This window comes from Methylobacter sp. Wu1, assembly GCF_036553575.1.
Taxonomy (GTDB): Bacteria; Pseudomonadota; Gammaproteobacteria; order Methylococcales; family Methylomonadaceae; genus Methylobacter.
On sequence record NZ_JAZHOC010000020.1, the window covers coordinates 1 to 14875 of the forward strand.

Sequence of the window (14875 nt, forward strand, 5' to 3'; positions counted from 1 at the left end):
AACAATCTGCTTCTCAAAGTTGGAAACCCTGCATGATACGGTCATCGGATTACTGATTAACAAGGTTGAATTTGGCTTGGATATTCATGCCAAATTACAGATTTAACCCACTACCAAAAAGTGAATACTATTGAAAGTAAGAGCTATAGAGCTATAGGATGTGCTGAACGTAGTGAAGCGCATCAATCGCGAATGATGCGCCTCGTGCCTCGGCAACTGCTCCTGCGTCGCATAAAGCGCCTACTGTTGGTGCTCTACCTCCCCCATCCCTGGGGTCGTCGGCACATCCTACGGAACTGTTCAGGTCAATCACATTATAGATCGGATCGCGGAATTTCCGGCACGCTTCCTTAGCGCATCGAACAGGCGTGGATCGTCAATGCCCAGGATGTCAGCATCTTTCGGGCTCATATCATTGGCTTGATTGTTCTGCGTTTGGGATAACCGATGTAGCTTCAAATTACCTGTCCCTGGAACAGCGAGTGTTTGCGTTGGAACCAGATTGCCTGGCACCGCGCATGACGATGATTTTTTAACGCGTCCTGGCCGTCAGGATCAGATGCGCGACTCGCGCGGGCTCATCCATCTGCACGTAATGACGGGCAGTCGGTAGCAGGAACAGGTCTGATGCGGGAAAGATGTTATGGAAGTCTTTCGCGAGTCCGGCATTCAGGTAGGGATCGTTCGCCCCGAAAATGATCCGCACAGGGCCATCGAATAGAAGAAGCTCAGGGATTCTTTTCGTGTTGGCCTGTATCGAATTTCCCAGGTCACGGTTGAGCGTGACAAACGCTGGAATGGCGCTCGGTTTTTGGGCGAACTGCGCATAGAGCTGTGGCAGAAATTCTTCACGCGGCCCATCGTCGCGAAAAAAGGAGCCTACCTGCCAGAAATATAATCCACGAAACAGTTGCGGATCACTGGCAATCGCCTGGCTCAGACGCTTGAAGCTCCAAGGGTTAGTTGGCGGCACGACGGATGCCGTCCGCAATTCGAGCAGATCGGCGAATATCGCGATCGCTTCAGGCGCCGAGAGGGAAGGCGTCAGGTGGTAGAAGGTATTGAGCAGAACCAGCCCGCCGGTTTCCTGGCTGTGGTCGAGCGCCCAGTTGATCGCGGCTGGTCCAGAGGCGTCGTGGCTCACCAGGAGTGGTTGTTGCAACCCAAGCTGCTGAATAACTGCATCGAGCTGCGCCTTTTGATCGTCGAACGTATAGCTGTAACCTTCCGGTTTGTCCGACTGTCCCCAGCCAAGGAAGTCAAACAGGACGACATGTCTGCCGCACAGATAGGGCACTACGCGATCGTAGAGATGAAGGTTATCGGGGAAGCCGTGCATCAGCACAACCGGCGGTTCGGCGCCAGCGTACTCGCGGACATACAAGCCGTTTGTGCCATGCTGAACCCGATGTTCAGTGAAATCCTGGTAACAGGTATTAGGTGGGTCCTGCCTCGGTGCTCCAGCCGGCACAGTTTCGGCATGAGCGATGGATTTTATGGCTAGCAAACACAGAAAAACCAGGATCGTAGCAAGGCCCCGAATGCGCATGAGCGTATCTCCTGTTGCGGTAACTTTGGACTTTATCGTGCCCTATATCTTCCATATTCAATCCTTTAATAGCCATAAAATGGTGATTAAAAATCGATTTAGGATAAGATGAGAAATAACTTCCCTGAATTTTGGAGCAATATTGTTGTGTGGGGGACGGCTTAAGTCGCCCAGGGCGAATGAATTCGCCCCTACGTAAGAGCTATAGGATGTGCTGAACATAGTGAAGCGCATCAATCGCGAACGATGCGCCTCGTGCCTCGGCACATCCTACGGAAATATGAATGCTAAAAAAGGCTGGCGTGAGCAAGCATTAGTCTGCTCCACAGATGCTGCAATTGATCAGCCTGACCGGATTCATGCTGTCGTGCTCCTCCTGCTTTTTCATGATCTTTTCCTCTAACTGTTCTGCTTCCGCTTGGAGGCGGGAATGGATTATTTTTTCCAGTGACGCTTTGGCTTTATTCATGGCTTCATTTTCGTCCGCGCCCTCTTCACATGCTTCGGCCTGAAAACGGGCCGGGTTCCAAGTCCGGTTTTTTTCTGCAATGAATTGGTGGATGATTTTCTCGTGGTCTTCTTCATGGTTCAGCGCAGCCTTGGTCCAAGCGATATTTTCCTGTAAGCAGGCCGACGAAACTTGCGTTTCCGGAGTCCATCGAAGAATGTCCTTCGTGGTTGATGAGTAGAACCCGGCCTTGAGGTCAACGGGTTTGACACAAACCCTATAACCGCTCCCGACTGGTTCCGGCTTGGCGGTTTGATATTTCCACTCCGATTTATAGTTGACATAAAAGGTCGCATAGCCGGCCCAACCGGCCCATTCAGCATGGTATACCCCTTGGGCATCAGCAGGCCCGTTCTGCAGAATATGCGCATAGAACCCCACGCAGGGTCCGCTGAATGTGTTTTTGGGATGATTGACGGTTCCAGCTTGTGCCTGCCCCGGATAAGCGGCGATGGCCGAAAGACACAGGACCATAAAGATACTGGTGTGATGGACTCCTATATTGCCTGTAATCATGTGTGTTTACCTCATCCTGAATATCAAGGGCATAATGCGGCTAATCATTGTGCTGCGCGTTCAGCCTGATAGACAGAGAATGGTGATCAAAGATCAATTGACTGGTGTATTCATGCGGGGCGACATGCCTTACCGTTCTGGAGGCTATGGCCTTGTAGTGTCTGGTCTGGTGATTCGGAACTTTATGAAAAGGAATTCGCCGGCCGGTTTTGTCCGCAGTTCCTGATTGAAACTGCGGACAATCACCCGTTATGCAGGACAATTTCAGAAAACCGATCAGAATGGGCAGGGGGATTCCATCAGTAGTTATCGCTCAGCTGATTGGTTGTCCGAATAACAATTGAAGACGGGCATGCAACGTTAAACCTGCTGAATTATTTGATGGCAATCAGGCAGGCAAAGTTAAGCCAGCGGAAATAAGTGTCGATGCGCTTAAAGCCGGCCCGCTCCAGTAAAAGGTAATTTTCTTCAAGCCGGTAAGGAATCAGCACATTTTCCAGCGCTTCGCGCTTGCGCTGGTTTTCCTCGTTGGTATAGCCGCTTTGCGACTTTTTAAATTCCAGATAATGATCAATATAAAGACGATTCAAGGCGGCATCGCCGCTTAAAATCTTTTCCGACAAAAACAGCACGCCGCCCGGTTTAAGCGCGGTATAGATATTTTTAAGCAGGTGCTCCCGGCCAATCGGTCTCACGAACTGCAAAGTCCAGTTGAGAATCACCACATCACAAGCGGGCAATGCCGGCAAATCGCTTAAATCGGCAGTCTGCAGCGATACGCTTTGTTCTGCAACGGCCGCCGACAATTTGGCGCGCGCCTTATCCAGCATGGGCTCGGAATTGTCAAAGCCGACAAATCGGGCTGTTTTGGGGCATTTGGGGTGATTGATGATGTGCTCGATGGTCGTTCCCGTTGAACAGCCTAGATCACAAACTACGCCGTCGTCCTGCGTCGATAAAAACTCCACAATCAGATCTGACTGCAGGCGCTGAATTTCGCTGTAAAAAGGCACGCTCCTGGAGACCATGTTGTCAAACACGGTCGCAACGCGTTCATCAAAGGTAAAATCTTCCACACGATTGATTTGTTGAAAGATCCGGTCTTCCTGTGTCATTGATTTGCTCTTTGTCATGATATGTTGTTAATTGATCCGGTTATCTCATTGATCTGAGACGTTCGGTTTTCTTCAGAAAACGCACAATGGCATATGCCGAAACGATCAGTATGGCCGCTGTCATGATGGGCATTTCGTTTTGAACCAGACTGTCGGCAAGTTTAAGTTTCCAGCTGACTAATCCCAGCGAAATCATCAGCGACGTAAACAGGGTGCCGTATTCTTTAACGGCAACCGCAGGCCAGTCAAATTCATAATGGCTGATCGTTTCGCGCAAGCCTTTAAACCGGGGCAGCCAGCGCGGCACGTTGGCGCAAAAGTCGAGATAGGCCTGGCCGAACTTTTCTGTTAAAAACCGTTCTTCACTGAAGACGATAAGCCGGTAAATCGCCATAAAGCCTAACGAGCCGAGCATGATGCCCGCCGTGTTGCCGGCGATGAACATAAAACCGATGACAATCAGAATATTGCCCACATAAAGCGGGTTTCTGCAATGCGCAAAGACGCCATCCGTCACGAGATTTTCAGCATAAATCCGCCTGTTCCTGCCGCCGCGGACAATATAGGCCAGACCGATAGTCAATATCCGCAAAGCCTGGCCAGCCGTTACCAGCAACAGGCCAAACGCCAGAAAATAATCGCCGGGCGCCGTGCCAATCGCCACAGGCGGAAAAAAGAACAGCAGCGTGGCGATAAGAATAGGAAACAGCACATTTCTGGTGTGAAAGAGGGTGTTTCCCCATTGATTGAATAAGTCCTTCATTGTTTATTACCCGCAGTGCTCTCGGTGATTATATTGATTAAGAAACAGAATTTAGAAATGCCGGCGCTCCCGGACAGCCTGCGGGATTATAAACTTTATCCATGAAAAATGTATTAACTTGAATCCAAATGACAGTATTTCCAAAAAACGGTAAATATCTGATCAGGTTTTAAACTGATGAAAGTCATCAAATAAGTCTTTGTCATGCCATGCTTGCATGTTCGGCGTCAATTTTCTCCGGGCAAAAAAAAGGCGGGTTGAAAAACCCGCCCGAGAGCATCCATGAAATGAGAGTCAATATACGTAGTCCTTTAGAAGAAACCATTTGTAGCTGATCTACTGTTGGAACTATCTTAGTGAAATCTTTATGTTCAATAAAGCGATATTATTAGATGATATTATCTAATATCCTGATAAATAAGATTGAGTTTGCAGGGCCTGGCAATGGACTCAGCCAAATGCCATGTTCGGCAACGCATTCGCTTTGCGATTTTTACCGGTATTTCTTTGTAAATTGCCTAACAGCAATCAATGCCGGACATAGCTAAAGATGGATAATCCATGCTGCGCTACGAAGCGTTTGGGTTATGGCCGCTTCTAGCGCATGATCCGACAATATCTAATAACAAACAAGAGAGAGCACACTATGCACTGGTTAGACGATGTCCATAGCGCGGTGGCTTGGGCGAACAGCCTTAAAACTCACTTGTTCAAATTCCGACATCTGAGTTATCTGGTGTTGCTGGCGGTCATGGTTACTTTGACGGGCGGATTGATACTGTTTCTGGTCGATCCGAATATCAAGTCGCTCCAGGACGGAATCTGGTCGGCTTGGGTGACGCTGACCCATGTCGGGTTCGGCGATGTGGTCCCGATTTCCTTTTTAGGCCGCCTGTTGAAGGCCGGTTTGATTTTTTTGGGCGTGGTGTTTTTTTCGCTGTTTATGGCTCTGGTTTCGATAGCTTTGATCGGCAGAAACATGGATGCCTTGGACCAGAAGACAGTAGTCAGTCACGATGGAAAAGACCGGATTCTTGACGAATTGGCGCGACTGCATCAACGGATGGACGCGCTGGAGAAATTGTTGTCCTTAGGGGACGATGGAAAATAGATAGGTTAAGGATTTTTTGCCGAAGACAAAGCCTAAAATATCGCTCGGATTGTCATGCCGATTGGCGCGATTTAAAAACGGGTCTTGTAGCAGGGAAGCCGGTCGGTATTTGGCTAAAGGCCATTTTCGGCAATGTTCTCATCATAATGAAACAGCCTGGAATAACGTGGTTTCATTGCGTGTTGTTTTTCGCTGGCCAGAGACAGTGTCGCGATCATGATCACGAGATCATGCGGAACTGGCCACTGCATCAGGTCAAGCTTCCAGAAGTCCCCCGCCCAACCAAAACTGATTGGAAAATAATTTGTACCTCATTGCTGAACCAGGCATAACGTATCGGTTTCAGGCCGAAATGTTCCATATCGGCATACAGTGCTTCAACGCCAGTAACGACTAACACCACTGATCCCATGACTAAAAAGCCTTTCCAGCCCAGCTCACCCAGCAGATTGATCGCATAATAAGGATTAACAGCCATTAGGACTTCCGGCTGTTGGAAAATGTTAATTATCCCCATGATGCCCAGCACAGCAAACCAGATGCACATGACCGGCGCAAACAGCTTGCCGACTTCACCGGTGCCTTTAGCCTGCAAGATGAACAATCCACCCAGCACGGCAACGGTAATCGGCACCACATACTGCGCTAGCGGCAGAGCAACAACGCTCAGTCCTTCGACCGCGCTGAGCACGGAAATGGCCGGCGTAATCATGCTGTCGCCATAAAACAGCACCGCTCCAATCAAACCGATGGTGATGATGAAACGCATTTTGCCCGGCTTATCCCGGGAACCGTGCAAGGCCAACACCATCAGCGCCATGATGCCGCCTTCGCCTTTGTTGTCGGCGCGCATGATGAAAATCGCATATTTGGTCGTGACCACCAGCGTCAACGACCAAAAAATCAGCGAGAGAGCGCCAAGGACATGATTAGCATCTGTAGTTAATCCGGCATGAAAAACTTCCTTAACAGCATATAAGGGGCTGGTGCCAATATCGCCGAACACGATGCCTATTGCCCCCAAAGTTAATCCGGTTAATTGTTGGTTTTTGTTATCAGCTGCCATTACAAATATGTTTGAGAAATCAGGACAAGACCAATCCGACGCTTTCCAATTTGGATTAATGTCATAGTTTGCGGATAGGGTTGGAGCAAACCCAAGTCGAAAAGGCATGAGGGCGGGACTATACGCAACTGCGTATAAAAATATTGTAAAAATTTGCCCTTCCAACAGAACAGTTCTTCACTTAAGTGATCGATACTGTGCGCTCTCTTAAACTGTAATCGGCCCTGACTTTCCGGCGTTTAAGTTCAAGATAGAAACGGCAGTTGAGCACCTACTCAGAAGTCAATAAGAGCCAATTGAATTTAAACAAACCTTTGAAATTCTTCAGGAGATAGTCTTATGGCATTTAACAGACTCTTCTTGATCTTCTATGGCATTCTGGCCTATACAAATCCGGCAGTCGAACTGCTGGCGGGCGGTACACCATCAAGCAACTACAAGCTTCCCAGCGACAAAGAGATGCTTGAGTCGTGCAGACAGGCAGCCCTCGAAGCTGTTCCCGGAAAGGTCGTATCATTCCAGATTCACAATGTTCCAGAAGGGCTTCATTATCGGTTCGAGATTGAAGCTCAAGACCAGATTGTCTGGGAAGTGGTATGCGAAGTGGCTAGTCAGAAAATTATCCGGACTCAACGACAACGGGAGTTGAGATAGCGATTACCTTAGTTTGCGTCACTTTCAGTTCAATAATGTCTTTCTGCTGATTTTTATGGGCTCTTTACATTTTTGTCGAATTTCTTTACGACTTTTTTACTGGTAGTTCCTGTACATTGCCCAACAGACGATCAAGGTCGGGCGCAGCGTGGTAACGGGCGCCCTAACCATAAACCAAGAGGTGTTAAAGATGGACATAGGCTATTTGATATTGACGGTAGTTTTCTTTGCGGGGACCGGAATACTGATTGTTGGCTGCGAGCCGTTAAGGAGGCAATCATGAGCTGGATTTATTGGTTGAGCGGCGGTTTGGCGCTCGTCGTGATTGTCTATTTGGTCGTGGCTTTGTTTTATCCGGAGAAATTCTGATGACGACTCAAAGTCTTCTGCAGATTGCCATTTACGTTACCGTACTGCTGGCCCTGGTTAAACCGCTGGGTGCTTATATGGCACGGATTTACCGGGACCGGCCGGCAGGGCTTGAAGATCGGCTTTACCGGCTCTGCGGCATCGATGCCCAGCAGGATATGCGTTGGACGCAGTACGCCATTGCCTTGCTGGTGTTTAACCTGCTCGGTTTGCTGGCGGTTTATGCCTTGCAACGCTGGCAGGACGTGTTGCCTTTAAACCCTCAAGCCTTGCCGGCAGTCAGTCCCGATTCGTCGTTTAATACCGCCGTCAGTTTTGCTACCAACACCAACTGGCAGGGCTATGGCGGAGAGACCACGATGAGCTATCTGACCCAGATGCTGGGCATGACGGTGCAAAACTTTTTATCGGCGGCCAGCGGCATGGCGGTGCTGGTAGCGCTGATTCGCGGCTTTAGCCGCCGCAATAGTGAGAGCATCGGCAATTTCTGGGTCGATATGACCCGCAGCACCCTGTATATCCTGCTGCCATTGTCGTTAGTACTGGCGTTAACATTGGTCGGACAAGGCGTAGTGCAGACGTTTAAACCGTATCAGACGGTCTCTTTGACGGAAACGGTCAGCTATCAAGCCCCCAAGCTGGATGCGGACGGCAAGCCGGTAACCGAAACCGTGCAAACCCAGCAGCAAATCCTGGCCTTGGGTCCTGCGGCCTCGCAGGTTGCGATTAAACAACTGGGTACTAATGGCGGCGGTTTCTTTAACGTCAATTCCGCCCATCCTTTTGAAAATCCGACGCCGCTGTCCAACTTCCTGGAAATGCTGGCGATCCTGTTGATCCCGGCGGCGCTGTGCTACACGTTTGGCGTCATGGTGGGCGATACCCGACAGGGCTGGGCGATCCTGGCGGCGATGATGCTGGTGTTCGTGGCGCTGGTGTTCGTCGCCGTGCCGGCCGAGCAGGCCGGCAATCCGGCACTGGCAACGTTGGGTGCTGATCAAACCGCGTCCAGTCAACAAGCCGGCGGCAATATGGAAGGCAAGGAAACCCGCTTCGGCATCGTCAGCTCGGCCTTGTGGGCGGTGGCGACCACGGCGGCTTCCAATGGCTCAGTCAACTCCATGCATGATTCGTTTACGCCGATTGGCGGCATGGTACCCATGTGGCTGATGCAGCTTGGCGAGGTGATTTTCGGCGGCGTCGGCTCTGGCCTGTACGGCATGATCGTGTTCGCTATCGTGGCGGTGTTCATCGCCGGACTGATGATAGGCCGTACGCCGGAATACCTGGGCAAGAAAATCGAAGCCTACGAGATGAAAATGGCCGCGGTGATCATCCTGATTCCGCCGTTGATGGTGCTGGGCGGCACGGCGATGGCGCTGATGCTGGATGCCGGCAAAACCTCGATCTTTAACCTTGGCGCCCACGGCTTCAGCGAAGTGCTGTATGCCTTCTCATCGGCAGGCAATAACAACGGCAGCGCTTTCGGCGGCTTATCGGCCAACGTGCCGTTCTACAATCTTATGTTAGGCCTGGCGATGCTGTTTTCGCGCTATTGGCTGATAGTGCCGGTCTTGGCGATTGCAGGCTCCTTGGCCGCCAAAAAGAGCGTGCCGGCAGGGGCTGGCACCCTGCCAACCCATACGCCGCTGTTTGTGGTGCTCTTGATTGTTACCGTGGTGATGGTAGGGGCGCTGACCTTTGTGCCGGCGTTGGCGCTGGGGCCAATTGTTGAGCATCTGCAAATGACCGGTCATCACTAATTTCGCTACAGGTAACTTTATGACCAAGAAAACCTCTACCTCCTTAATGGAGCCGCAAATTCTGCAACAAGCCCTGATCGAAGCGTTCCGAAAGCTGACGCCCAGGCAACAATGGAAAAACCCGGTCATGTTCGTGGTCTACCTCGGTAGTCTGTTGACCACGGTACTGTGGCTGCAAGCGCTGAGCGGCGAAAGCCAGGAGCCGGCCGGTTTTATTCTGGCCATCACGCTGTGGCTGTGGTTTACCGTGCTGTTCGCCAATTTCGCCGAAGCGGTCGCGGAAGGCCGCAGCAAGGCGCAGGCGGCGTTTCTGCGCACCGCCAAGCGTGACATCGCCGCCAAAAAGCTCGATGAGCCGCGCTACGGCAGTAACTATTCCAAAGTCGCCGGCTCGACGCTGCGCAAGGACGATGTGGTGCTGATCGAAGCCGGCGACTTCGTACCGGGCGATGGCGATGTAATCGAAGGCGTGGCTTCGGTCGATGAAAGCGCCATTACCGGCGAAAGCGCGCCGGTGATCCGCGAATCCGGCGGCGATTTCAGCTCAGTGACCGGCGGCACGCGCGTATTGTCCGACTGGCTGGTCGTGCGCATTACCGTCAACCCCGGCGAAACCTTTCTGGACCGCATGATTTCGATGGTGGAAAGCGCCAAACGTCAGAAGACGCCTAACGAAATTGCGCTGACCATCCTGTTGGTGGCCTTGACCTTGGTGTTTCTGATGGCAACCGTGACGCTGCTGCCGTTCTCGCTGTACAGCGTCGAAACGGCCGGCACCGGCCAGCCGATCAGCATTACCGTACTGGTGGCGCTGCTGGTATGCCTGATTCCCACCACGATCGGCGGTCTGCTGTCGGCCATCGGCGTGGCTGGCATCGGCCGCATGATGCAGAAAAACGTCGTCGCCACCTCCGGCCGGGCCGTGGAGGCGGCCGGCGACGTCGATGTGCTGCTGCTGGACAAAACCGGCACCATCACGTTGGGTAACCGACAGGCATCGGCGTTTATACCGGTCAGCGGCGTCAGCGAAAAGCAGATCGCTGATGCTGCGCAACTGGCATCGCTGGCTGATGAAACACCGGAAGGTCGCAGTATCGTCGTGCTGGCCAAGCAGAAATTCGGTATCCGCGAACGCGACGTGCATTCCCTGGGCGCCACTTTCGTGCATTTCAGCGCCCAGACCCGGATGAGCGGCGTCAATCTGGAAGGGCGACAGATCCGCAAGGGCGCCGAGGACGCGATTCGCGGCTATGTTATCGAACAGGGCGGGCAGTTTCCGGAAGAAATTCAGAAAATGGTGGTCGATGTCGCCCGCCGCGGCAGTACGCCGCTGTTGGTGGCGGAAGGCCCGCTCGTACTGGGCGTGATCGAGCTGAAAGACATCGTCAAAGGCGGCATCAAGGAGCGCTTTATCGAACTGCGGCAGATGGGCATCAAAACCGTCATGATTACCGGCGACAACCGCCTGACCGCCGCCGCGATTGCCGCCGAGGCCGGCGTCGATGATTTCCTGGCCGAAGCCACGCCGGAAGCCAAACTGAGACTAATCCGCCAGCACCAGGCCGACGGCCGTCTGGTGGCCATGACCGGTGATGGCACCAACGATGCGCCGGCGCTGGCGCAGGCTGATGTGGCGGTAGCGATGAACAGCGGCACCCAGGCCGCCAAGGAAGCCGGCAACATGGTGGATCTGGATTCCAACCCCACCAAGCTGATCGAGATCGTCGAGACCGGCAAGCAGATGCTGATGACGCGCGGTGCGCTGACCACCTTCAGCATCGCCAATGATGTCGCCAAGTATTTCGCCATCATTCCGGCCGCTTTTGCCACGACCTATCCGGCGTTGAACGTACTGAACGTCATGGGGCTGGCCACGCCGGACAGTGCGATTCTGTCGGCGGTTATTTTTAACGCCCTGATCATCATTGCTCTGATTCCTTTGGCCTTGAAGGGCATCCGTTACCGGCCGGTCGGCGCTGAGAAGTTATTGCAAAACAATTTGCTGGTTTACGGTGTCGGCGGCCTGATTGTGCCTTTTATCGGCATCAAGGCGATCGATTGGCTGCTGGTTGCCATGAAGCTAGTGTAAGGAGATTAGACATGACAAATTACTTAAAACCTGCCGCGATACTGCTGTTGTTGCAGACCTTGGTCACCGGTGTGATTTATCCCGCTCTGGTTACGGCACTGGCCCAGTTGTTCTTTACCGAGCAAGCTAATGGCAGTTTAGTCAAGGATGAGCAAGGGCAACCGATAGGCTCGGCCTTGATCGGTCAATCGTTCAGCGATCCTAAGTATTTCTGGGGACGGCCTTCGGCGACTGCACCGTATGCTTATAATGCCGCCGCGTCGTCCGGTTCCAATCTGGGGCCGACCAATCCGGCGCTGGCCGATGCGGTTGCCGCCAGAATTCAGTTTCTGAGAAAGGCTGATCCTGCCAACAGAGCGCCAGTGCCGGTGGATTTGGTGACGGCGTCCGGCAGCGGGCTCGATCCGCACATCAGCTTGGCTGCAGCGGAATATCAGCTCAAACGCATCGCCAAGGTTCGAAAAATGGACGAAGCCAGACTGCGCGAGTTGGTCAATGCCAGTACGGAAGGCCGGCAGTGGTCTGTGTTCGGCGAGCCCAGAGTGAACGTGTTAAAGCTGAATCTGGCATTGGATCAAGCCGGCCGCTAGCAGATGAAGTGCAGTCACGATACGCGAGATCATCACTATGAATAGTAGACGTCCAGACCCCGACCAACTCCTGGCCCGCGTCGAGCGCGAAAAGGCCAGAGCCCGGCAGGGACGCCTGAAGATCTTTTTCGGCGCGGCGGCCGGAGTCGGCAAAACCTACGCGATGTTATTGGCGGCCCGGGAGCGGCGCGTCGAAAATCTCGATGTGGTGGTCGGCCTGGTGGAAACCCACGGCCGCCAGGAAACTCAGGTTTTGCTGGCAGGACTGGAAGTGCTGCCTACCCGGCAAATCAGATATAAAGGCACTATTCTTCGTGAGTTCGACATCGATGCCGCGCTCAAGCGTCGGCCCGCGGTCATTCTGGTCGACGAACTGGCGCACACCAACGCTTCCGGTTCCCGGCATCCCAAACGCTGGCAGGATGTGCGCGAGTTGCTGGACGCCGGCATCGACGTCTATACCACGTTGAATGTCCAGCATGTGGAAAGCCTCAATGATGAAGTCGGCCAGATTTCCGGGATACGGGTTTGGGAAACCGTGCCGGACACCGTGTTTGAAAGTGCCGACGAAGTCGAACTGGTGGATTTGCCGCCTGATGAGCTGTTGATTCGTCTCAGGGAAGGCAAGGTTTACCTGCCGCAACAGGCCCAGCAGGCTATTCAGAACTTTTTTCGCAAAGGCAACCTGATTGCCTTGCGGGAACTGGCCTTGCGGCAAACCGCCAGCCGCGTCGACGCACAGATGCTGGATTACCGCGAAGACCATGCCATTCGCGATATCTGGCAGGTCAGTGACCGCATTCTGGTCTGCATTGGTCCCAATGCCCTGGCCGAGCGCTTGGTGCGGGCCGGCAAACGGCTGGCCACCAGTTTGCGCGCCGAATGGATCGTTGCCTATGTGGAAACGCCCCAATTGCAAAGGCTGCCGGCAGAAAAGCGCGATGCGGTGCTGCGCGTGCTGCGCTCGGCGGAACAACTTGGCGCCGAGACGGCGACCCTCAGCGCGCCCGACATGAGCGAAGCGATCATCGATTTCTCCCGGGAGCGGAATGTCACCAAAATTGTAATGGGCAAACCGACCCGCAGGAACTGGAGGCGTTGGCTGCTGGGATCTGTGGTCGACAGGGTTATCGGCGAGGCACACAACATCAATGTCTATCTGTTGGGGAGCCCGCGCGACGATGAAAAAGAACGGGAAGCGCCACATTTCAACCGGGCTCCGCTGCCTGGCCTCATAAACCGATGGGGGAAAAAACGCAAAGACCGGTATCGGAGTTATATTTGGGCAACAGTGGTCATCGTGCTTTGCACGTTGTTGGCTAAGATCATGTTCGGCCGGTTTGAACTGGCGAATCTGGTGATGGTTTACCTCCTGGGGGTCATATTTGTGGCGACTCACTTCGGGCGAGGGCCTTCGATTATGGCCTCCATTCTTGGGGTTGCAGCGCTGGATTTTTTCTTCGTCACGCCTTACTTAACCTTTTCGGTGTCCGATGCCCAATATCTCATTACCCTAGGAGCAATGCTGGTGGTGGCGATGGTGACCAGCAATCTCATGGCGAACGTTCGCTCCCAGGCGAAAGTCGCTGCGCATCGCGAACGGCGGGCGTCAGTGCTGTACGCGATGAGCAAGGAGTTGGCCACCAGCCAGACCGAAGAAGAAATCGTCCGTACGGCAGTGCAGCATCTGCATGCGGAATTCGGCAGCCGCAATGTCATTCTTTTTCCGAACCATAATGGCCGCATGGTTTATCCCAAGCAAAAGGCCATTGCCGCATCGTTGCGTGGCGTTGATTTGAGCGTCGCGCAATGGGTTTTCGAGCATAACGAAATGGCGGGGCAAGGTACCAATACTTTGCCGGGGGCTGAAGCTATTTATTTTCCTATCCATGACGGAGAGAAAGTCCTCGGGGTATTGGCGCTGCTGCCGGTCAACCTGCGGCGTGTGTTTCTGCCGGAACAACAGAAATTGCTGGAGACCTTTCTGCGCCAGATCGGCCAGGCAGTAGCACGCCTCCGATTCACTGAACAGGCCAGAACCACGCATTTGCAGATCGAGGCGGAACGCCTGCGCAATTCGTTGCTCAGCGCCATCTCCCACGATTTGCGCACGCCGCTGGCTACTATCATCGGCTCGGCCAGTACTTTGGTCGAAGGCGAACATCACTTGCAGCCAGAAGACAAAGCTGAGTTGAGTCGTGCCATCATCGAGGAAGCCGAACGTATGTCGAATCTGGTCAACAACATTCTGGACATGGCCCGGCTCGATGCCGGCGCGGTCGAGCTGAACAAACAGTGGCATCCTGTCGAGGAAATTATCGGTACGGTACTGACGCGTTTGCAAAAACATCTGTCAGACAGGCCAGTCAAGGTCAAAATGCCGCCGGGTATGCCGATGATCTTTGCCGACGCAGTGTTGATTGAGCAGGTATTGATTAATCTGCTGGAAAATGCGGCCCGCTATACGCCGGCGGGCAGCGATCTGGAGATCAGTGTCGAAACCAGACCTGATGCGGTGGAAATTGCCGTCGCCGATCGCGGACCGGGCATCCCGAAAGGCCGGGAGGATCGCCTGTTCGAGAAGTTTTACCAAACCCGCCACGAAGCCGCGCAAAGCGGAGTCGGATTGGGGCTGGCGATTTGCCGGGCTATTGTCGAAGTCCATGGCGGCAGTATTCGTGCCCAGAACAGGCCGGGCGGAGGTGCGGTGTTTACGTTTGCGCTGCCAATTGATCAGCCGCCGCCGGTCATGGAGCCGGAAGAATAATGCAAACCTGTCGTA

General features: G+C 53.2%; 12 protein-coding genes. 7 read left to right on the forward strand and 5 right to left on the reverse strand.

Features of this window, described 5'->3' with window-relative positions:
* Positions 1-532: 532 nt before the first annotated feature.
* The 4 genes from V2P20_RS01725 to V2P20_RS01740 all read right to left on the reverse strand — a co-directional run bounded on the left by V2P20_RS01725 (position 533) and on the right by V2P20_RS01740 (position 4451).
* Positions 533-1549, reverse strand: a complete 1017-nt coding sequence (locus tag V2P20_RS01725) for an alpha/beta hydrolase (RefSeq protein ID WP_331815450.1) — start codon at positions 1547-1549, stop codon at positions 533-535.
* Between the two features lie 313 nt (positions 1550-1862).
* Positions 1863-2573 (reverse strand): hypothetical protein, encoded by a 711-nt coding sequence (locus tag V2P20_RS01730; protein WP_331815453.1) that lies wholly within the window; start codon positions 2571-2573, stop codon positions 1863-1865.
* A 374-nt stretch (positions 2574-2947) separates the two neighbouring features.
* Positions 2948-3688, reverse strand: coding sequence for a carboxy-S-adenosyl-L-methionine synthase CmoA (gene cmoA, locus V2P20_RS01735; protein WP_331815456.1), 741 nt, complete (start codon positions 3686-3688; stop codon positions 2948-2950).
* Positions 3689-3728: 40 nt separating this feature from the next.
* A complete protein-coding gene (locus V2P20_RS01740; protein ID WP_331815459.1) occupies positions 3729-4451 on the reverse strand; it encodes an isoprenylcysteine carboxylmethyltransferase family protein in 723 nt (240 codons plus the stop codon).
* Between the two features lie 646 nt (positions 4452-5097).
* On the opposite strand from V2P20_RS01740, the gene V2P20_RS01745 reads away from it, so the two are divergent.
* Positions 5098-5562, forward strand: a complete 465-nt coding sequence (locus V2P20_RS01745) for a potassium channel family protein (protein ID WP_331815461.1) — start codon at positions 5098-5100, stop codon at positions 5560-5562.
* Positions 5563-5812: 250 nt separating this feature from the next.
* On the opposite strand, the gene V2P20_RS01750 is transcribed toward V2P20_RS01745, so the two are convergent.
* Positions 5813-6793 carry a KUP/HAK/KT family potassium transporter gene (locus tag V2P20_RS01750; RefSeq protein ID WP_331815463.1) on the reverse strand — a complete coding sequence of 327 codons (981 nt, stop codon included), beginning with the start codon at positions 6791-6793 and terminating at the stop codon, positions 5813-5815.
* 174 nt (positions 6794-6967) lie between these two features.
* On the opposite strand from V2P20_RS01750, the gene V2P20_RS01755 reads away from it, so the two are divergent.
* The 6 genes from V2P20_RS01755 to V2P20_RS01780 all read left to right on the forward strand — a co-directional run bounded on the left by V2P20_RS01755 (position 6968) and on the right by V2P20_RS01780 (position 14860).
* On the forward strand, positions 6968-7282 hold the full coding sequence (locus V2P20_RS01755) for a hypothetical protein (protein ID WP_331815465.1): 315 nt from the start codon (positions 6968-6970) through the stop codon (positions 7280-7282).
* Positions 7283-7561: 279 nt separating this feature from the next.
* On the forward strand, positions 7562-7651 hold the full coding sequence (locus V2P20_RS01760; RefSeq protein WP_331815467.1) for a potassium-transporting ATPase subunit F: 90 nt from the start codon (positions 7562-7564) through the stop codon (positions 7649-7651).
* Positions 7651-9414, forward strand: coding sequence for a potassium-transporting ATPase subunit KdpA (gene kdpA / locus V2P20_RS01765; protein WP_331815469.1), 1764 nt, complete (start codon positions 7651-7653; stop codon positions 9412-9414). Before V2P20_RS01760 ends, kdpA begins: the two co-directional genes overlap by 1 nt.
* 19 nt (positions 9415-9433) lie before the next feature.
* Positions 9434-11503, forward strand: a complete 2070-nt coding sequence (kdpB, locus tag V2P20_RS01770; protein ID WP_331815471.1) for a potassium-transporting ATPase subunit KdpB — start codon at positions 9434-9436, stop codon at positions 11501-11503.
* Positions 11504-11514: 11 nt separating this feature from the next.
* Positions 11515-12093 (forward strand): potassium-transporting ATPase subunit KdpC, encoded by a 579-nt coding sequence (gene kdpC, locus V2P20_RS01775; RefSeq protein WP_331815473.1) that lies wholly within the window; start codon positions 11515-11517, stop codon positions 12091-12093.
* A 37-nt stretch (positions 12094-12130) separates the two neighbouring features.
* On the forward strand, positions 12131-14860 hold the full coding sequence (locus V2P20_RS01780; RefSeq protein ID WP_331815475.1) for a sensor histidine kinase KdpD: 2730 nt from the start codon (positions 12131-12133) through the stop codon (positions 14858-14860).
* The last annotated feature ends 15 nt before the right edge of the window (positions 14861-14875 follow it).